Source organism: Pseudomonas veronii (assembly GCF_001439695.1).
Taxonomy (GTDB): Bacteria; Pseudomonadota; Gammaproteobacteria; order Pseudomonadales; family Pseudomonadaceae; genus Aquipseudomonas; species Aquipseudomonas veronii.
In genome coordinates this window covers 77397-97029 of the sequence record NZ_JYLL01000015.1, presented here as the reverse complement: position 1 = coordinate 97029, position 19633 = coordinate 77397, and the positions used below count along the sequence as shown (strand labels likewise).

Sequence of the window (19633 nt, the reverse complement as noted above, 5' to 3'; positions counted from 1 at the left end):
TATTTCTGCTTTTTTTGCCATGGGAAGGCTCTAGACCAACGTAGGGGGCTGGCCTTTAAGGCCAGTAGCGCTAAACTCGAGCTGGTTGTCCTTTCTGTCCACCCTGGCTGGAATACAAAAAATGAAAAATAATAATAGCCTGCTACGCCACTTACCCTGGCTGGTACTGGCCATAGTAGGTGCGTGCGCTCTGGGCGTAGTGGCCTTGCGCCGCGGCGAGGCGATCAATGCCTTGTGGATCGTCGTCGCAGCAGTGGCGATCTATCTGGTCGCCTATCGCTACTACAGTCTGTTCATCGCCAACAACGTGATGCAACTCGATCCACGACGGGCCACCCCCGCAGTGGTCAATAACGACGGTCTGGACTTCGTACCGACCAACAAACACATCCTTTTCGGTCACCACTTTGCGGCGATTGCCGGTGCAGGCCCCTTGGTCGGCCCGGTGCTGGCGGCGCAAATGGGTTATCTGCCCGGAACCCTGTGGCTGATCGCCGGCGTGGTACTGGCCGGTGCGGTGCAGGACTTCATGGTGCTGTTCCTGTCTACCCGTCGTAACGGCCGTTCCCTGGGGGATATGGTCCGCGAAGAGATGGGCCGCATTCCCGGGACCATCGCGCTGTTCGGCTGCTTCCTGATCATGATCATCATCCTCGCGGTGCTGGCGCTGATCGTGGTCAAGGCCCTGGCCGAAAGCCCGTGGGGCATCTTCACGGTGATGGCGACCATCCCGATCGCGATGTTCATGGGCATCTACATGCGCTACATCCGCCCGGGCCGCATCGGTGAAATTTCGATCGTCGGCGTGTTGTTGTTGCTCGGTTCGATCTGGCTGGGCGGGCAGATTGCCGCCGACCCGGTCTGGGCCAAGGTCTTCAGTTTCACCGGCATCCAGATCACCTGGATGCTGATCGGCTACGGTTTCGTCGCGGCGGTACTGCCGGTGTGGCTGATCCTGGCCCCGCGTGACTACCTGTCCACCTTCCTCAAAATCGGCACTATCGTCGCCTTGGCCATCGGTATCCTGGTGACCATGCCCGACCTGAAAATGCCGGCGCTGACCCAGTTCATCGATGGCACCGGCCCGGTGTGGAAGGGCGGTCTGTTCCCGTTCCTGTTCATCACCATTGCCTGCGGTGCGGTCTCGGGCTTCCACGCGCTGATCGCTTCGGGCACCACGCCGAAGTTGCTGGCCAGTGAAGGCCACGCCCGGTACATCGGGTATGGCGGCATGTTGATGGAGTCGTTCGTGGCCATCATGGCAATGGTTGCCGCTTCGGTGATCGAGCCGGGTGTGTACTTCGCCATGAACAGCCCGGCGGCGATCGTCGGCTCGGACGTGGTCACCGTCGCTCAAACCGTCAGCAGCTGGGGCTTTGCGATTACGCCTGAGGCGCTGTCGGCCGTTGCCCATGACATCGGCGAAACCACCGTGCTGGCTCGTGCCGGCGGTGCGCCGACGCTCGCGGTGGGTATCGCGCAGATCCTGCACAGTGTGCTGCCGGGTGAAAACACCATGGCGTTCTGGTACCACTTTGCGATCCTGTTCGAAGCGCTGTTCATCCTGACGGCTGTCGACGCCGGTACCCGTGCCGGGCGCTTCATGCTGCAGGACCTGCTGGGCTCCTTCGTGCCGGCGCTCAAGCGCACCGAGTCCTGGACGGCCAACCTGATCGCGACCGCCGGTTGTGTGGCGATGTGGGGTTACCTGTTGTATCAAGGCGTGATCGACCCGCTGGGCGGCATCAACACCTTGTGGCCGCTGTTCGGTATCTCCAACCAGATGCTGGCAGGTATCGCGCTGATGCTGGCGACCGTCGTGCTGATCAAAATGAAGCGCCAACGCTACATCTGGGTGACCATGCTGCCGGCCGTCTGGCTGCTGATCTGCACCACCACGGCGGGCTTCATCAAGCTGTTCGACGCCAACCCGGCGATCGGCTTCCTGTCGCTGGCGAAGAAGTACAGCGATGCGCTGGCCAACGGCCAGATCCTCGCCCCGGCCAAGAGCATCGACCAGATGCAGCATGTGATCTGGAACGCCTACACCAACGCAACGCTGACGGCGCTGTTCCTGTTCGTGGTCTTCAGTATCCTGTTCTATGCGCTCAAAGTCGGCGTCGCCGCCTGGGGCAACAAAGAGCGCACGGATAAAGAAGCCCCGTTCCAGGCCGTACCGGACGCATGATCGAGGATTGCAGCCATGTTCAATGACATCAGTCGCCTCGGTAAATACCTCGGTCAGGCCGCGCGCCTGATGGTCGGCATGCCCGACTACGACACTTACGTCGAGCATATGCAAACCAAACACCCGGACAAGCCGATGATGGACTACAAGACGTTCTTCCGGGAACGCCAGGAAGCCCGTTACGGCGGCAAGGGTGGGCCCAAGTGCTGTTAAGTTGGTAAAACCGCTTTACCTGTAGGAGCGAGCTTGCTCGCGAACAACGCAAGGACACCACGTGCATCCAGATAGCACGGGTTATCGTTGACGTTCTTCGCGAGCAAGCGCGCTCCTACAGTTGTTTTTACCTCCCCATTTTCAGGAGAACTGTCTTTGTCCTCTCCCATTCCCGTCACGGTCCTCAGTGGCTTCCTCGGCGCCGGCAAGACCACGTTGCTGCGTCACCTGCTCAAAGCCGAGCACGGCTTGAAAATCGCCGTGATCGAAAACGAATTCAGCGACGCCGGTATCGACACCCAGCTATTGGGCAACGAGCCCGTGCAAGTCATGACCCTGTCCAACGGCTGTGTGTGTTGCACCATCCACACCGACCTGACCAAAGCCCTGTATCTGTTGCTGGAGCGTCTCGACAGCGGCGAAATCGCCTTCGACCGCCTGGTGATCGAATGCACCGGCCTGGCCGACCCGGCCCCCGTGGCCCAGACCTTTTTCATCGATGAAGAGCTGCGCGAGCGCTACATCCTCGACGGCATCATCACCCTGGTGGACGCGGCCCACGCCGAGCACCACCTGACCCAAACCATCGCCCAGGCACAGATCGGGTTTGCCGACCGCCTGCTGGTGAGCAAGCGCGACCTGGTGGACGACGCCAGCTTCGATGCCCTCAGCCAGCGCCTGACCCGCATCAACCGCCGCGCGCCGATTCGCGTGGTCGACCACGGCGCCATCGACCTGGCCGAGCTGCTCGACGTGCGCGGCTTCAACCTCAACGCCGGCATGAACCTGCGCCCGGTCAGCGCTGCGCCGTCCATCGACCGCATCTCCAGCCTGGTGCTGCGCACCGAACAGCCGCTGGATATCGACCGCCTCAGCGAGTTCATGGACGAGTTGTTGGAAGACCACGGCAAGCAACTGCTGCGCTACAAGGGCGTGCTGAACATCGCCGGCGACGATCGGCGCATGGTGTTCCAGGGCGTGCTGAAGCTCTACGGTTTCGATTGGGATACCGAATGGGCCGAGGGCGAAACGCGGGAGAGTGTGATCGTGTTTATTGCCGATGAGTTGCCGGAAGACAAGATTCGCGAGGGTTTTGCGAAGGTCTATCAAGCCTAACTTGGAAATGCGATCAAAAATGTGGGAGGGGGCTTGCCCCCGATAGCTGTGTGTCAGCCATACATGTGTCGACTGACCCACCGCCATCGGGGGCAAGCCCCCTCCCACATTTGATCGCATTTCAAGTTGGAACAAGCATAAAAAAGCCCGGCTCAAGAGCCGGGCTTTTTATTCAAGCAACTGCAATCAAGCGCCGTACACCGGCAGCTTTTTGCAGATGGCCTTGACCTTCTCACGGACCGCGTCGATCACGGCGTCGTTGTTCAGGTCAGCCAGGATGTCGCAGATCCAGCCGGCCAGTTCCTTGCACTCTGCTTCCTTGAAGCCACGAGTGGTCACGGCCGGGGTGCCGAAACGCAGGCCCGAGGTGACGAACGGCGAACGTGGGTCGTTCGGCACGGAGTTTTTGTTCACGGTGATGAAGGCTTTGCCCAGGGCAGCGTCAGCATCTTTACCGGAGATGTCCTGCTTGATCAGCGACAGCAGGAACAGGTGGTTTTCAGTCCCACCGGATACCACGTCAAAACCGCGTGCGATAAACACTTCGGCCATGGCCTTGGCGTTTTTCACCACTTGTTGCTGGTAAGTCTTGAACTCAGGCTGCAGGGCTTCTTTGAAGCAGACCGCTTTGGCGGCGATCACGTGTTCCAGCGGGCCGCCTTGGGAGCCTGGGAATACCGCAGAGTTGAGCTTCTTCTCGATCTCGGCGTTGGCGCGCGCCAGGATCAGGCCGCCACGCGGACCGCGCAGGGTCTTGTGGGTGGTGGTGGTGACCACGTCAGCGAACGGCACCGGGTTCGGGTAGACGCCAGCGGCGACCAGACCGGCCACGTGGGCCATGTCGACGAACAGGTACGCGCCCACTTTGTCGGCGATGGCGCGGAAACGTGGGAAGTCGAGGATCTGCGAGTAGGCAGAGAAACCGGCCACGATCATTTTTGGCTTGTGCTCGACCGCCAGGCGCTCGACTTCGTCGTAGTCGATCAGGCCGTTGGCATCGATACCGTATTGAACGGCGTTGTACAGCTTGCCGGAGGACGAAACGCTGGCGCCGTGGGTCAGGTGACCGCCGTGGGCCAGGCTCATGCCCAGGATGGTGTCGCCGCCTTGCAGCAGGGCCAGGTACACGGCGCTGTTGGCTTGGGAGCCGGCGTGTGGCTGGACGTTGGCGTAGTCGGCGCCGAACAGTTGCTTGGCGCGGTCGATGGCCAGTTGCTCAACCACGTCGACGTATTCGCAGCCGCCGTAGTAGCGCTTGCCTGGGTAGCCTTCGGCGTATTTGTTGGTCAGAACCGAACCTTGAGCCTCCATTACCGCAGGGCTGGTGTAGTTTTCCGAAGCGATCAGCTCAATGTGCTCTTCCTGGCGCACGGCTTCTTGCTCCATGGCGGCGAAGAGATCGGCGTCGTACTTGGCAATGGTCAAATCACGGCTGAACATGGCGGTCCTCAAGGATCGGGGGGCAGAAAAGGAAGGCATTCTAACCTAATGGGTTTTAGATGGCATATGAAAGGACGTCATGTCGCGGACAAGTGGTGTTCATCTGGCGGGGGGGACTGTGCCGCCGCCATCGGGAGCAAGCTCCCTCCCACATTTGAATGTATTCACAAATCGAAGTGTGGGAGGGGCGGTGCGACGATTCGACGTGCTCCCGATGAGGCCGCCGGCTTCACCACAAACTCTCAGTCGAACATGAACAGCGCATCATTGCTGAACTGCGCCGCGAACCGATTCGGCGGCATCGGCCGCCCGAACAGATAACCTTGCACCTCATCGCAGCCATGCTCGCGCAGGAAGTCCAGTTGCTCATGGGTCTCCACGCCCTCGGCGATCACCGCCAGGTTGAGGCTGTGGGCCATGGCGATGATCGCACGGGCGATTTGCGCATCCTGCTCGCCGGACGGCAGGCCGTCGACGAAGGTGCGGTCGATCTTGAGCACGTCGATGGGGAATTGCTTGAGGTAGTTGAGCGACGAATAACCGGTGCCGAAGTCGTCCACCGCAATGCTCAGGCCGAGGTTTTTCAGGCTGGCGAGGATCTGCATGGCTTCGTTGACTTCGCGCATCAGGATACTTTCGGTCAGCTCCAGCTCCAGGCACGCCGGCGGCAGGCCGGTGTCCTCGAGGATGCTGGCGATGCGCTCACCCAACTGACCATCGGAGAATTGCCGCGCCGAGATGTTCACCGAGACTTTCGGCACCCGCACCTTGTTCTGGTGCCAGCTCTTGAGCTGGCGGCAGGCTTCGCTGATCACCCAGTCGCCCACGTCCACCACCAGGCCCAACTCTTCCAGCACTGGAATGAAGTCCCCTGGCGGCACCAGGCCACGGCGCGGGTGACGCCAGCGCAGCAAGGCTTCGGCGCCGGTCAGGCGTTTGCCGTCGCCACTGAATTGCGGCTGGTAATAGAGCACGAATTCGTTCTGGTCGAGGGCGTGGCGCAGGTCGCTTTCCAACTCCAGGCGCTCCAGGGCGCTGGCGTTCATGTCGGCCTGGTAGAACTGGAAGTTGTTCTTGCCACGCTCCTTGGCGTGATACATCGCAGTGTCGGCGTTTTTCATCAACTGGCTCAGCTCGTTGCCGTCCTGCGGGCTGAGGGCGATGCCGATACTTGCGGTGACGAAAAACTCGCGGCCTTCCAGCACGAACGGTCTGACCAGGCTGGCGAGGATTTGCTCGGCCACGTGAATCGCGCGGTTCAGCGCCATTTCGCGGCTGATCCGCGGCTGCAGGAGCAGGGTGAACTCGTCACCGCCCATGCGCGCCACGGTGTCGTCTTCGGCCACGCAACCGAGCAGGCGGGTAGCCATCTCCTTGAGCATGCGGTCGCCGGCGGCGTGGCCCAGGGAGTCGTTGATCGGTTTGAAGCGGTCGAGGTCGAGGAACATCAGCACCACCCACGACTTCTGCCGTTCGGCCGACTGCAGTGCGGTGTGCAGGCGGTCCTGGAACAGCGTGCGGTTGGGCAGGTGGGTCAGGGCGTCGTAATAGGCCAGGCGGTGGATGCGCTGTTCGCTGGCCTTGCGCTCGCTGATATCGCTGAAGAAGCAGACGTAGCTGGCCAGGTCGCCTTCATCGTCGAACACGGCGGTAATGCCGACCCAGGCCGGGTAATGCTCGCCGTTGCGGCGCTTGAGCCACACTTCGCCTTCCCAGGTGCTGTGCTGGTGCAACTGCTTGAGCACATAGCGCAGGTGGGCTTCCTGCTGCTCGTCGACGGTGAGCATGTTCGGCAACTGGTCGAGCACGTCCGCCACGGCGTAGCCACTGACGCGGCTGAACGCCTCGTTGGCCTGCACGATATAGCCGGCCGGGTCGGTGATCAGGATCGCCGACGTGGAGTGCTCGAATACCGTGGCGGCCATGCGCAGGTCTTTCTCGGCGCGGCGCTGCTGGCTGATATCGCGGCCGACGCCGAGGATGCCCTCGAAGGCGCCGTGCTCGTCCCACACCAGCACCAGGCGCAGCTCGATCGGAACTTTACGCCCGTCGGCGCGCAGGCAGTCGAACAGGTACAGTTGGGTGTGGATGTCATCGCGCAGCTTGGCCAGCGCCTCGGCGTCGCCCAAGGCCCGGCTGACTTGCTCGACCAGGCTGTAGATGCCGGCCAATTGCTGCGGGTTGGCGATGATCGACTGCCAGCCATTCTTGAACACCCAGTCCACGTCATAGCCCAGCACGGCGTTGACCGAGGGGCTGATGTAGTTGAGGGCGAGGCGGCTGTCGGTGGAGCAGATCACGTCGCTGATGCTTTCGGCCAGCATGCGGTAGCGCTGTTCGCTGTCACGCAGGGATTCGCTGGCCTCGATCTGATCGGTAATGTCCTTGGCCACGCCGATGATGCGCGTGACCTGCGCGGTCTTGTCCCCGGCCAGGGCTTGCTCGCGGATATCGAAGCGGCGCCATTGATTGTTGCGGTGGCGAAAGCGCAACTGGCATTGCAGTTGGCTCGAATAACCGGCCTGGCGCTGCTGCTGGCGCAAGTCGTGGTAATGCTCGGCGTCCTCGGGGTGCAGCAGGATTTCCCAGAAGTACTCGCCCATTTGCTGCAATTCGGCCTTGTTGTAGCCGAGGGTGTGGCCCAGGTGGTGGTTGCTGAAAATCATCCGCTGGCTGATCACATCCTGCACATACAGGTGATCGGGCACGGTTCGCACCACGTCCGACCAGAAACTTTCGCGCTCCACCAGCGACAGTTCGATCAGCTTGCGGCTGGTGATGTCGCTGATGCTGAGGATCACCGCCTTGAAGTCGTCGCGCTGTTCCGGCAGGCGCATCACCAGCCACAGGTATTGGTTGTTGCCGAGCACATCGTTGAGCTGGATTTCCAGTTCCAACTGGTTCTGTTGGGTCAGCACCGCCTCGAGCACCTGATAGCCGATGGCCGTGGCGTTGCGTGGGCAGTCATCGATCAGGCGTTCCCAGGCTTGCTCGCACGAGCTGACGTTCAACAGGCGCACCGCCACCTGGTTGACCTCGGTGACGCGCAGTTCCTTGAGCAACTGGCGACGCGCTTCGGGGTTGCCCTGCAGCCACCCGTGCAATTGCTCGCGCGTGCGGATCTTGGCCTTGTCGAAGAACGCGTTGAGCCCCGACAGGTCAAGCACGCACAGGGCCACGCCGGTGCCTTCGAAAATATCCTGATAACGCCGCCGACCTTCGTTCACCTGGCGCTGGCGGCGGCGCATATTCAACAGCACGATCACCGGTACCAACGAGAAGGCCAGGCCCAGCAGGCACTTGCCGATAAACGCCGGCAGCAATTGTTCCAGCACGGCGTTACGGTCGAAGAGGCCGCGCAGTTGCCAGTCGCTTTTGCTCAGTGGCGTGACCAGCACGCTTTTTTTCAACTCGTCCGGGGTCAGGGCGGCGGCCAATTGTGTCGGCATGCCGCTGTCACGGCTGACTACGTGGTGGTTCAGGCGATTCTCGACGGCCCACATCGGCCGCTGGCCCTGGCCATCCTGGCGGGTAAGGTTGGCCAGGTAGTTCGGCGCCAGGCGCAGCGCCCAGTACATTTTCGAATCGCCACTGGGCTGATGCAGCAGCAGATAAATGATGGTGCCGTTGTTGTCGTTGCTCAGGTAGTAGGGCTGGGAATGGCTGCGCTTGACCAGTTCCTCGAGGAAGTCGCTGTCCTGGCTGTCTTTGGCCGTGTCGCGGATTATCGCGCCGCTGGGGGCGAGCAGCGCGAAGCTGCGCAGTTCCGGCAGAGAGCGTTGCAAGCTGAGCATCAACGCCTGTTGCTGTTCGTCGTTGCGCGGCGGCTCGACCATCGGCAGCAGATTCAGGGCGATCTGTGCGCTCAGGGCCATGTTCAGGCTGATCTGTTCCGCCAGGTCGGCGCTGTAGTCGATGGTGTATTGCTGCTGGTTTTTCTGGTTCTGCTGCAGTTGGTCGAGCAGTTGCCAGAACAATAACGCGAGCAACATGAGGACAAGCGTCGCCAATGCGCCTTTGAGGGTGCCGTGCAGGGGCGCTCCCGGCGCTATGTGAGCGGCGCGCAGGGGAGTAGGCGGCGTGACGTTGGACAAACTGTGATCCTGCGGTTTGGCTGGACTGGCGCGCGACATGCACTATAAGCCGGACGCCCGGAGGGCGGCTAGCATGCCTTGACTTGTGGCAAAGTGCCAGTCCTGCCTGGCTGGACTGCCCTGGCGCATTCAGGTAGCTTTGCCGGTTACGCGGGGGCGTTCCAGCCCCAGACAATCAGGCTTTTTCCGCTCGCAGGCATTGATCAAGGTCAACGGCCCGCGCGGCGCATGGTCTGGCACGGGCTTCGCCCGCTCAATTCATCAGTCACTGACGCTAGGTTCACCATGGCTCAATACGTCTTCACCATGCATCGGCTGGGCAAAGTTGTTCCGCCGAAGCGGGAAATCCTGAAAAACATTTCGCTGTCTTTTTTCCCCGGCGCCAAGATCGGCGTGCTCGGCCTCAACGGTTCGGGTAAATCCACCCTGTTGAAAATCATGGCCGGCGTCGACACCGAGTTCGAAGGCGAAGCCCGCCCGATGCCCGATCTGAACATCGGCTACCTGCCGCAAGAACCGATCCTGGACCCGGCCAAGACCGTGCGCGAAGTGGTCGAAGAGGCCGTCAGCGTGATCAAGGACGCCCAGGCCCGCCTGGACGAAGTCTACGCCGCCTACGCCGAACCGGATGCCGACTTCGACAAGCTGGCCGCCGAACAGGCCAAGCTCGAAGCCATCCTGCAGGCTGGCGACGGTCACAACCTCGATCGCCAGCTGGAAGTCGCCGCCGATGCGTTGCGCCTGCCGGCGTGGGACGCCAAGGTCGAACACCTGTCCGGTGGTGAGAAGCGCCGTGTGGCCCTGTGCCGCCTGCTGCTGTCGGCTCCCGACATGCTGCTGCTCGACGAACCGACCAACCACTTGGACGCTGATTCCGTCGCCTGGCTGGAACATTTCCTTCACGACTTCCCGGGCACCGTGGTTGCGATCACGCACGACCGGTACTTCCTGGACAACGTCGCCGGCTGGATTCTCGAACTCGACCGTGGCGCCGGCATCCCTTACGAGGGCAACTACTCCGGTTGGCTCGAAGCCAAGTCCGACCGTCTGGCCGCCGAATCCAAGCAGCAATCGGCCCACGAAAAAGCCATGAAGGAAGAACTGGAGTGGGTGCGCAAAGGCGCCAAGGCCCGCCAGTCCAAATCCAAGGCACGTCTGCAACGCTTTGAAGAAATGCAGTCGCAGGAATTCCAGAAGCGCAGCGAAACCAACGAGATCTACATCCCGGCCGGTCCGCGCCTGGGTGACAAGGTCATCGAATTCAAGAACGTGTCCAAAGGCTATGGCGACCGCGTGTTGATCGACAACCTGTCGTTCTCCATGCCAAAAGGCGCGATCGTCGGCGTTATCGGCGGTAACGGTGCGGGTAAATCCACACTGTTCCGCATGCTGATGGGCAAGGAAACCCCGGACTCGGGCACCATCGAAGTCGGTGAAACCGTGCAACTGGCCTGCGTGGACCAAAGCCGCGAAGACCTCGACGGCAGCAAAACTGTGTTTCAGCAGATTTCCGACGGTTCCGACCAGATCCGTATCGGCAACTATGAAATCCCGTCGCGCACCTACGTCGGCCGTTTCAACTTCAAGGGCGGCGACCAGCAGAAGTTCGTCAAGGACCTGTCCGGTGGTGAGCGTGGTCGCTTGCACCTGGCCCTGACCCTGAAAGAGGGCGGCAACGTCCTGCTGCTCGACGAACCGTCCAACGACCTCGACGTTGAAACCCTGCGTTCCCTGGAAGAAGCCCTGCTGGACTTCCCGGGCGCCGCCATTGTGATCTCTCACGATCGGTGGTTCCTCGACCGCGTCGCGACCCACATCCTCGCGTATGAAGATGACTCGCAGGCGGTGTTCTTCGAAGGTAACTACACCGAGTACGAAGCGGATCGCAAGAAACGCCTGGGCGAAGCCGCTGCCCAGCCGCACCGTGTACGGCACAAGAAACTGGCCTGATTCGGGTCGGTTTGGAAAAGCGGAGCCTTCGGGCTCCGTTTTTTTTGCCCATGACTTCCTGACGAACATCGATCAAATGTGGGAGGAGGCTTGCCTCCGATAGCGGTTTTTCAGTTGGTGCATGGCGCCGTTTTGAAATCCCCTTTTAGGTGCGATAAATGCCTGTTTTTCAGGTTTATTTATATCCAATGCACCATTTAAATTCACAAAGGCGACATTTTGCCCTGTCGCGGTGCGACATGAATTGATAAAGTCCGGCTCAATCGCCCTTAACGACAATAAATTTGCCGAGACTTTTCATGATCGAATCCGTTGAATCCTTCCTTGCCCGCCTGAAGAAACGCGACCCCGACCAGCCGGAATTCCACCAGGCCGTAGAAGAAGTCCTACGCAGCCTGTGGCCGTTTCTTGAAGCCAATCCTCACTACCTGACCTCGGGCATCCTGGAGCGCATCTGCGAGCCGGAACGTGCGATTACTTTCCGGGTGTCGTGGGTCGATGATCACGGCAAGGTTCAGGTCAACCGCGGTTTCCGTATCCAGATGAACAGTGCCATCGGCCCGTACAAGGGCGGCCTGCGCTTTCACCCGTCGGTCAACCTGGGCGTATTGAAATTCCTCGCCTTCGAACAGACCTTCAAAAACTCCCTGACCTCGTTGCCCATGGGCGGCGGCAAAGGCGGTTCGGACTTCGACCCCAAGGGCAAGAGCGACGCCGAAGTGATGCGCTTCTGCCAGGCGTTCATGAGCGAGTTGTACCGCCATATCGGCGCCGACGTGGACGTCCCGGCCGGCGATATCGGTGTGGGCGCCCGCGAGATCGGCTTCCTGTTCGGCCAGTACAAGCGCCTGAGCAACCAGTTCACCTCCGTGCTGACCGGCAAAGGCATGACCTACGGCGGCAGCTTGATCCGCCCCGAAGCCACCGGTTTCGGTTGCGTGTACTTCGCTGAAGAAATGCTCAAGCGCGATGGCCTGCGGGTCGAGGGCAAGCGCGTGGCGGTCTCCGGCTCCGGTAACGTGGCGCAATACGCGGCGCGCAAGGTCATGGACCTGGGCGGCAAGGTGATTTCGCTGTCCGACTCCGAAGGCACCCTGTACGCCGAAAACGGGTTGACGGAGGAGCAATGGTCGGCGCTGCTGGAGCTGAAAAACGTCCAGCGCGGTCGCATCAGCGAACTGGCGGCCCGTTACGGCCTGGAGTTCCGCGCCGGTAAAACCCCGTGGGAACTGGCGTGCGACATCGCGCTGCCATGCGCCACCCAGAACGAACTCAACGCCGACGCTGCCCGCGCCCTGTTGCGCAACGGCTGCCTCTGCGTGGCCGAAGGCGCCAACATGCCGACCACCCTGGAGGCTGTGGATATCTTTATCGATGCAGGCATTCTGTTCGCCCCGGGTAAGGCGTCCAACGCTGGCGGCGTGGCGGTGAGTGGCCTGGAAATGTCGCAGAACGCCATGCGCCTGCTGTGGACCGCCGGTGAGGTGGACAGCAAACTGCACAACATCATGCAGTCGATCCACCACGCGTGCGTGCATTACGGTGAGGAAAACGGCCGGATCAACTACGTGAAAGGCGCGAATATCGCCGGCTTCGTCAAAGTCGCCGACGCGATGCTGGCCCAAGGCATCGTCTAGGTCTCGGCCTCGATGCGCAGCACTTCGATCAACTGATCGCCGACGGGGCGCTGCCACAGCACCTCGTCGCCCACCCGCGCCCCGAGCAGCGCCCGACCCAGGGGCGAACCCCAGTTGATCAGGCCCGCACCGGCATCGGCCTGGTCTTCACCGACCAACTGAATGCGCTGTTGCTCGTCCTGCTCATTGGCAAAGGTCACCCAACTGCCGATCTGCACCTTGTCGGTGGACACAGCCGGCGCCACCACCTGGGCACTCTGTAGCCGCTGGTTGAAGTAACGCAAATCCCGCTCAAGGTCGGCCTGGCGCTGTTTGTCGGCCTGTTCGCCCTTGGCGGATTCGACGCTGTATTCCTGCTGCAACTGCGCGACCTTGGCCTGTAACTGCGCCAACCCGCGCGCGGTGAGGCGATTGGGTTGCTCGCTGACCTGACGCTCGACCGGTGGGTCGGCCTGGGCGGCGGCGCTGTCTTCATTCACAAAAGCTCGGCTCATGACAGGCTCCCTCTATAGCGTTTGGGCCATGTTCGCCGCACTTTAGTTTCGACGAATGTCTGAAAGCGACCTATTGCGAGCGATAAGCCTTGGCTGCGTCGCGATCCTTCTCCTGCTGCCAGGCGCGCTCGCGCTCGTCCCAGTGATGGTCTTTGTAGTCGCGCAACTCTTCGTTTTCGCGCATCGCCTTGCACTGGCGAAAGCCATCTTCCCAGCCTTCGGCGTATACGCGGTCTTTCAGATAACGCGGCACATTCTTGCGAAACTCCCCGGTGATCACCCCCGCGGCCTGGCGACCACTGCTGCAACCGTCATCGAAGCCATCGGCAAACGCCGGTGGATAACCCTTGGCCAGCAACTCCTGATGGGTCGATTGGCAACCCGACAACCCCAGCACCGCACACAGCATTACTGCATACCGCCACATTACTTGCTCCCTGGCCGTTTCACGGCTGATAGGGGAAGTTTAGAAGGGGATTCGTCGGGGGGATGTGAAAGGGGGGTGAGAAAGGTGTTGGGTGCTATGTCATCTGATGGCTGGCCAGCGCAGCATGCTCAGCCAATTCTTGCTGGATAAACGCCGCAATCATCGCGCGGTACACCTGTTCGGTGACGTCGGGATTGGCGCCGACCGTTTGGGACAGATTGCGTACTTTGCTGATCACCTGTTCGACGCGCTGTGGTGCCTTGACGCCGTCGGTGTCTTTTTTGAAGCGTGCCGCCTGGGAAACGTAGTGGCCGCGTTCGGCCAACAGGCTGACGATTTGCTGGTCGAGGCGGTCGATGTTGCTTCGGACTTCTTCAAGGGTGGTGCAGGTAACGGCCATGTTGAGTGAACTCCTGATTCTGGTTGGGCGTTGGTCAGTAGTGATACCACTTCATCTCAAGCATTACCTCATTCACCGGCGTCGACAAGTGGCTGTACTCGCGTTGGGCGCTCAGGCGCAGGCCGAGGTTGCGCGACAATTCCCACTGCTGGTTCAGGCTGATGCTGCGCCGTACTTCGCCATTGGTGAAGAAATCTCCCTTGGCTTCCAGGCTCAGGTTGCCCAGCGGGTTTTTCCACAGTACGCCGGTGTTGAAACCGGCGGCGGGGGAGATGGCTTCGCTGAAGTCGTTGTTGTGTTCCACGCGCACGGTGCCGAGGGCGAAGCCGAGCATGTCGTCGCGCAGTTGCCAGGTGCCGCCGGCGCCGCCGTTGACGTGGGCGACCAGGGTTTCATCGTCGTGTTTGCCCGGCACGCGTTCCAGGCCGCCGGTGACTTGCCATGACCAGGGTTGCAGCAACGCGTTGCGCGGAGTCAGGGAGCGGATGGTGGCCAGGTCCAGTTGCTGCAGTTGCCAGTGGTTGCCTTCGTACTGGCGCAGTTTCATTTGCAGGATCTCGATCTGCGCGCCGAGGGGGAAGCCTTCGGCGTTGTCGTTGAGGTCGTGGTAGGCCATGCGCAGGCCGTATTCGCCGAAGGCTTTGTCGCCACGCGTGCCGATGCCGGCTTGCCAGGTGCGTGATTCATGGCCGGTTTCCGGCAGGCCTGGGGGCGTGATCTTCAGGTCGGGCGCGGGGTTCTGGTTGATCGCACGCAGCAGTTCGAAGCTGCGTTGGGAGCGTTCGGTGTCGCGCTCCAGGCCATTGGCGCGGTAGCGGCCGAGGCGGTAGGCGGCGTCGATGATCAGCGCCTGGCGCTCGCGCGGCAACGCTTTAAACGCGGGCGCCTGCAGTTGTTTCTGGTCGTCGCTGACTTTCAGCACCCATTGCTGCTCGTCGCTGTCCAGCGGTTTGGCGCGTTCCAGCAACTCGCGCTCACGGGACGGGCGATAGTCGATCTTCTCGACCAGGCCGGCGTCTTTCACGGCCTTGACCGTGTCGGTGGGGATCGCAGTGAGCGGGAATTGCTCGGTCAGGCGCAGGCCGGGGCGGGCCACTTGCAGCAACTCCAACAGGCGGTAGGAGCAGTTTTCGTCGAAGAAGAAGTAGTCGAACTGGATCTGCTTGAGTTCCCACACGTGCTCGACCATGCGCTCGGTCTCGACCTGGGTCAGGTTCAGGCGGTATTCCCACAGGTCGCGGTTCTCCAGGCTGCGGTATTCGGAGAGTTTTTCCTGGTAGGGCACCAGGGCGAACAGGCCGGGGTAGCCGCCCATCAGGCCTTTCCAGGCGTAGAGGATGCTGTTGTCCGAGCCTTCGATGTACGCGCCGAAGTTGATCGCATAGCTGAGCAGCGCGGTGTTGTTGCTCTGCACGTCGGCCTGGTCGATGCGCAGCAGGGTGTGGCCGAACATCGATGAAGGGCTGTTGAGGTAGGCCGCCGGGAAGATCATCACCGCGCTATGGGGCGCGACGTCCTTGAACCATTGCTTGAATTCGTTGCAGCCCACGGCGGGCAGGTCGGTCAGTTGCAACCGGTCCTTGAGCCAGCGGGTACGTGCGGGGTAAACGCATTGCGCATGTTTTTCACCCAGGCTGGCCGGCGCGTAGAGCGCGTCGACGGTGGCCTTGAGTTCGGCATCCGGGTGATGGGCGCCATCGGCGGCGAGGAAGAATTTTTTGTCGCTGACATAGCTGCGCCAGCCACTGACTTTGCCGGCTTCGTAATGGCCCAAGGACAACCAGAACGGATCGTTGGCCAATTGCTGCAAACGTTGATCATCAAGATGCGGCGCCGCATACAACGGGGCGCAGGCGAAGAGTGCCATCCAGGCAAGGCGTTTGAGCATAGGGGCAACTTAAGTCGGAAAAAGTGAGACCCAAGCGGGGAGGCGGGTCCAAAAATAAGACCCGCGCCTTGGAGGGCGCGGGCGGCTCGAGCTTAAGCCTGGGTTGCGTATTTCGCCAGGCGGGCATCACTTTTCAGTACAGCCAGGGTGTTGTTGTGGACATCGTCAGCGGTCACGTCGGCCTTGCTGAAGATTTGCTGGAAGTGCTCGTGGGTCACGGCAGCAAAGTGCTCGCGATCTTCTGGTGCAACGCCCAGTACCACGGCGTAGGTGGTCAGCGCCTCGCCATTGCCTTTGGCCATGTCTTCGGACAGCTCGTTCATCATGCCATTCATGGCAATCCACGATTTGCCGCCGTAGGTCAGGGCACTGTTGGTGCTGCAACCGTTGGTGCCCGAGGTCATGCCGAAGGTAGCGTTGCCCGAGGTGCCGTTGGTGGTGGACGCCAGGAAGTGCGCCGGCGTGCCGCGCTGGCCTTCGAACAGCATGTTGCCCCAACCGCAGTTCGGGCCACCGGGTGATTCAGCCATTGCGTTGAGGGAAACGACGGTGAAGAGAGTACCGAGAAGGATCCGTTTCATAGCTTTGTTCTCTTTGTGTGCAAACCAATGGACAAGGGTTCAGGCGCAGTAACGCGCCTTAGGGGCCGGTTATTAGTCCAGCCCGCGCAGTTTGGAGTTTAGGCAGGTTCCAGGGGTTCCGTGATTTTTAATAAAACAATCAGAGATATCTCGATTTTTTTGTAGGACGCAGCCCGTGTCTATGCTTTACCTCAGGCGCGCCTTGCCAGAGCGCGTAACAGAGAGCCAGAATGCCGCCATCTGCCCCGCCTGATGTAAGGAAGCCCGATGCCTGATCCTGTTGCTGCCAGCTTGCGTCTAGCGCCCGAAGCGCTGACTCGCCCTTTCTCCGCTGAACAGTTCAGCTTCTCGACCACCAATGATTTGGAGCCCTTTCGCGGTGTGCTTGGCCAGGAACGTGCGGTTGAAGCCTTGCAGTTCGGTGTGGCCATGCCACGCCCCGGTTACAACGTGTTTGTCATGGGCGAGCCGGGCACCGGCCGCTTTTCGTTCGTCAAACGCTACCTGAAGGCCGAAGGCAAACGCCTGCAGACCCCGTCGGACTGGGTCTATGTGAATAATTTCGATGAACCCCGCGAACCCCGCGCCTTGGAACTGCCGGCAGGCGGCGCCGCGGCGTTCATCAGCGACATCAACGGCTTGATCGACAACCTGGTGGCGACCTTCCCGGCAGTGTTCGAACACCCGACGTATCAACAACGCAAAAGCGCTATCGACCGCGCGTTCAACCAGCGTTACGACAAGGCATTGGACGTGATCGAACGCCTGGCCCTGGAAAAGGACGTGGCGCTGTACCGCGACAGTTCCAACATCGCGTTCACCCCGATGCTCGACGGCAAGGCGCTGGACGAGGCCGAGTTCTCGCAGTTGCCGGAAGTCGATCGCGAGCGCTTCCACACCGATATTTCCGAACTGGAAGAACGCCTCAACGAAGAGCTGGCCAGCCTGCCGCAGTGGAAGCGTGAGTCGAACAACCAACTGCGTCAGTTCAACGAAGAAACCATCACCCTGGCCCTACAGCCATTGCTGTCACCGTTGTCGGAAAAGTACGCAGAAAACGCCGCCGTATGCGGTTACCTGCAAGCCATGCAGGTGTACTTGCTGAAAACCGTGGTCGAGCAATTGGTGGACGACGCCAAGACCGACGCCCAGGCCCGCAAGCTGCTCGAAGAACAGTACTGCCCGAGCCTGGTGGTCGGCCATCCGGTCAACGGCGGCGCCCCGGTGGTGTTTGAACCGCACCCGACCTACGACAACCTGTTCGGCCGGATCGAATACAGCACCGATCAGGGCGCGCTCTACACGACCTATCGTCAGTTGCGTCCGGGCGCCTTGCACCGGGCCAACGGCGGGTTCCTGATCCTCGAAGCCGAGAAGATGCTCAGCGAGCCGTTTGTGTGGGACGCCCTCAAGCGTTCCCTGCAGTCGCGCAAGCTGAAGATGGAGTCGCCGCTGGGCGAACTGGGCCGTCTGGCCACGGTGACGCTCAACCCGCAGATGATTGCGTTGCAGGTCAAGGTGATCATCATCGGCTCCCGCCAGCTGTACTACGCGTTGCAGGACGCCGATCCGGACTTCCAGGAAATGTTCCGCGTGCTGGTGGATTTCGACGAAGACATCCCGATGGTCGACGAAAGCCTCGAGCAGTTCGCGCAGTTGCTGAAAACCCGCACCTCGGAAGAGGGCATGGCGCCGCTGACCTCGGACGCGGTGGCGCGCTTGGCCACTTATAGCGCACGCCTGGCCGAACACCAGGGGCGGTTGTCGGCGCGCATTGGCGACTTGTTCCAGCTGGTCAGCGAGGCGGATTTCATTCGCCACCTGGCGGGCGACGAAATGACCGACGCCGGCCACATCGAACGTGCGCTGAAGGCCAAGGCCACGCGCACCGGGCGGGTGTCGGCGCGGATTCTCGACGACATGCTCGCCGGGGTGATCCTGATCGACACCGCCGGCGCAGCGGTCGGCAAGTGCAACGGGCTGACGGTGCTGGAAGTCGGCGATTCGGCGTTCGGCGTGCCAGCGCGGATTTCCGCCACGGTGTACCCGGGCGGCAGCGGCATCGTCGACATCGAGCGTGAGGTCAACCTCGGCCAGCCGATTCACTCCAAGGGCGTGATGATCCTCACCGGTTACCTGGGCAGCCGTTATGCCCAGGAATTCCCGCTGGCGATCTCGGCGAGTATCGCGCTGGAACAGTCCTACGGTTATGTGGACGGCGACAGCGCGTCCCTGGGCGAGGCCTGTACCTTGATTTCGGCCTTGTCGAAAACCCCGCTCAAACAGTGTTTTGCCATCACCGGTTCGATCAACCAGTTTGGTGAAGTGCAGGCGGTGGGCGGGGTCAACGAGAAGATCGAAGGTTTCTTCCGCCTCTGCGAAGCGCGTGGGCTGACCGGCGAACAAGGCGCGATCATTCCGCAGGCCAACGTCGCCACGCTGATGCTCGATGAGAAGGTGTTGCAGGCCGTGCGCGCCGGGCAATTCCATATCTATGCGGTGCGCCAGGCGGATGAGGCGTTGAGCCTGCTGGTCGGCGAGCCGGCCGGTGAGCCGGACGCAGAAGGGCAATTCCCCGAAGGCACGGTGAATGCGCGTGTGGTCGAGCGTTTGCGCGCGATTGCCGAGATGATCAGCGAGGAAGACTTGAAGGAAGCTGAAAAGGAACTGGCGCTGCACGCGCAGGCGGAAGCCAAACCGAGCTGATCGGTTAGCCCGCCACTAAATTGACTCCAGGTTGGGGGCCAACGCCCGTTGGTCCCTACAACCTTGGTTTATCGCGTTTTTCTTCTATTCTGAGCACTAGGGATATCCACCGGAGTCGCAGGATAGAAACAGTCTCGCCGTGCTTGAGGCTGAACGCCGATCTACCGAGGGTCGCCGCCATGCCGCGCAACCTTTGCCTGACCCGCCAGTGCCTGGGCCTGGGCACTCGCATCGAATGCTCCATTCGCCCTCTTGCGGGGGATAACGGGATGTGGACGTTGTTGTTTGCCGCTGGAATGACCGGTGAGCAGCCTTCGACCATCAAATCCCAGGGACCGTTTCCCGGGCCGTTCGTGGCCGAAACCTTCCTGCAATCGATCGTCGAAAACCTGACCCAGCAAGGCTACGAGCTGGCGCAGGAGCCGCAGATCTGGTGCCTGCATCTGCAGGCCCACCTGCGCCAGCTCAATAACGGGCAGGAATGCCTGGCCCTGTAGGC

14 protein-coding genes are annotated in these 19633 nt (G+C 61.2%); 7 read left to right on the top strand and 7 right to left on the bottom strand.

Annotated features, from left to right (window positions below):
- Positions 1–121: 121 nt before the first annotated feature.
- The 3 genes from TU80_RS18790 (at position 122) to yjiA (ending at position 3517) form a co-directional block, all read left to right on the top strand.
- The gene (locus TU80_RS18790) at positions 122–2188 is read left to right on the top strand and encodes a carbon starvation CstA family protein (protein WP_057005111.1); all 2067 of its coding nucleotides are present in this window, start codon (positions 122–124) and stop codon (positions 2186–2188) included.
- A gap of 15 nt (positions 2189–2203) precedes the next feature.
- A complete protein-coding gene (locus TU80_RS18785) occupies positions 2204–2401 on the top strand; it encodes a YbdD/YjiX family protein (protein WP_017737420.1) in 198 nt (65 codons plus the stop codon).
- A gap of 156 nt (positions 2402–2557) precedes the next feature.
- Positions 2558–3517 carry a GTPase gene (gene yjiA / locus TU80_RS18780; RefSeq protein WP_057005110.1) on the top strand — a complete coding sequence of 320 codons (960 nt, stop codon included), beginning with the start codon at positions 2558–2560 and terminating at the stop codon, positions 3515–3517.
- Between the two features lie 186 nt (positions 3518–3703).
- Here the strand turns inward: yjiA and glyA are convergent, their stop codons facing one another.
- On the bottom strand, positions 3704–4957 hold the full coding sequence (gene glyA / locus TU80_RS18775) for a serine hydroxymethyltransferase (RefSeq protein ID WP_017848268.1): 1254 nt from the start codon (positions 4955–4957) through the stop codon (positions 3704–3706).
- Between the two features lie 242 nt (positions 4958–5199).
- Positions 5200–9051 carry a sensor domain-containing protein gene (locus TU80_RS18770; RefSeq protein ID WP_057005133.1) on the bottom strand — a complete coding sequence of 1284 codons (3852 nt, stop codon included), beginning with the start codon at positions 9049–9051 and terminating at the stop codon, positions 5200–5202.
- Between the two features lie 285 nt (positions 9052–9336).
- Between TU80_RS18770 and ettA the strand changes: the two genes are divergently transcribed.
- Positions 9337–11001 (top strand): energy-dependent translational throttle protein EttA, encoded by a 1665-nt coding sequence (gene ettA, locus TU80_RS18765; RefSeq protein WP_017848266.1) that lies wholly within the window; start codon positions 9337–9339, stop codon positions 10999–11001.
- Between the two features lie 299 nt (positions 11002–11300).
- Positions 11301–12638, top strand: a complete 1338-nt coding sequence (gene gdhA / locus TU80_RS18760; RefSeq protein WP_057005109.1) for an NADP-specific glutamate dehydrogenase — start codon at positions 11301–11303, stop codon at positions 12636–12638.
- Here the strand turns inward: gdhA and TU80_RS18755 are convergent.
- The 5 genes from TU80_RS18755 to TU80_RS18735 all read right to left on the bottom strand — a co-directional run bounded on the left by TU80_RS18755 (position 12635) and on the right by TU80_RS18735 (position 16428).
- Entirely contained in the window at positions 12635–13132 is a 498-nt protein-coding gene (locus TU80_RS18755) for a GreA/GreB family elongation factor (protein WP_017848264.1), read from the bottom strand. The genes gdhA and TU80_RS18755 overlap by 4 nt on opposite strands.
- A gap of 70 nt (positions 13133–13202) precedes the next feature.
- Complete coding sequence (locus TU80_RS18750) at positions 13203–13559, bottom strand: hypothetical protein (RefSeq protein ID WP_046381987.1); 357 nt, start codon at positions 13557–13559, stop codon at positions 13203–13205.
- A gap of 94 nt (positions 13560–13653) precedes the next feature.
- Positions 13654–13959 (bottom strand): chorismate mutase, encoded by a 306-nt coding sequence (locus TU80_RS18745; RefSeq protein ID WP_057005108.1) that lies wholly within the window; start codon positions 13957–13959, stop codon positions 13654–13656.
- A gap of 34 nt (positions 13960–13993) precedes the next feature.
- Positions 13994–15847 carry an Lnb N-terminal periplasmic domain-containing protein gene (locus TU80_RS18740; protein WP_046381989.1) on the bottom strand — a complete coding sequence of 618 codons (1854 nt, stop codon included), beginning with the start codon at positions 15845–15847 and terminating at the stop codon, positions 13994–13996.
- A 92-nt stretch (positions 15848–15939) separates the two neighbouring features.
- The gene (locus TU80_RS18735; protein ID WP_046381990.1) at positions 15940–16428 is read right to left on the bottom strand and encodes a DUF3015 domain-containing protein; all 489 of its coding nucleotides are present in this window, start codon (positions 16426–16428) and stop codon (positions 15940–15942) included.
- A 267-nt stretch (positions 16429–16695) separates the two neighbouring features.
- Between TU80_RS18735 and TU80_RS18730 the strand changes: the two genes are divergently transcribed.
- Together TU80_RS18730 and TU80_RS18725 are read left to right on the top strand one after the other, a co-directional pair.
- Positions 16696–19134 (top strand): Lon protease family protein, encoded by a 2439-nt coding sequence (locus TU80_RS18730; protein ID WP_017847320.1) that lies wholly within the window; start codon positions 16696–16698, stop codon positions 19132–19134.
- A gap of 179 nt (positions 19135–19313) precedes the next feature.
- Positions 19314–19631 (top strand): PA4575 family protein, encoded by a 318-nt coding sequence (locus TU80_RS18725; protein WP_017847321.1) that lies wholly within the window; start codon positions 19314–19316, stop codon positions 19629–19631.
- Positions 19632–19633 lie beyond the last annotated feature (2 nt).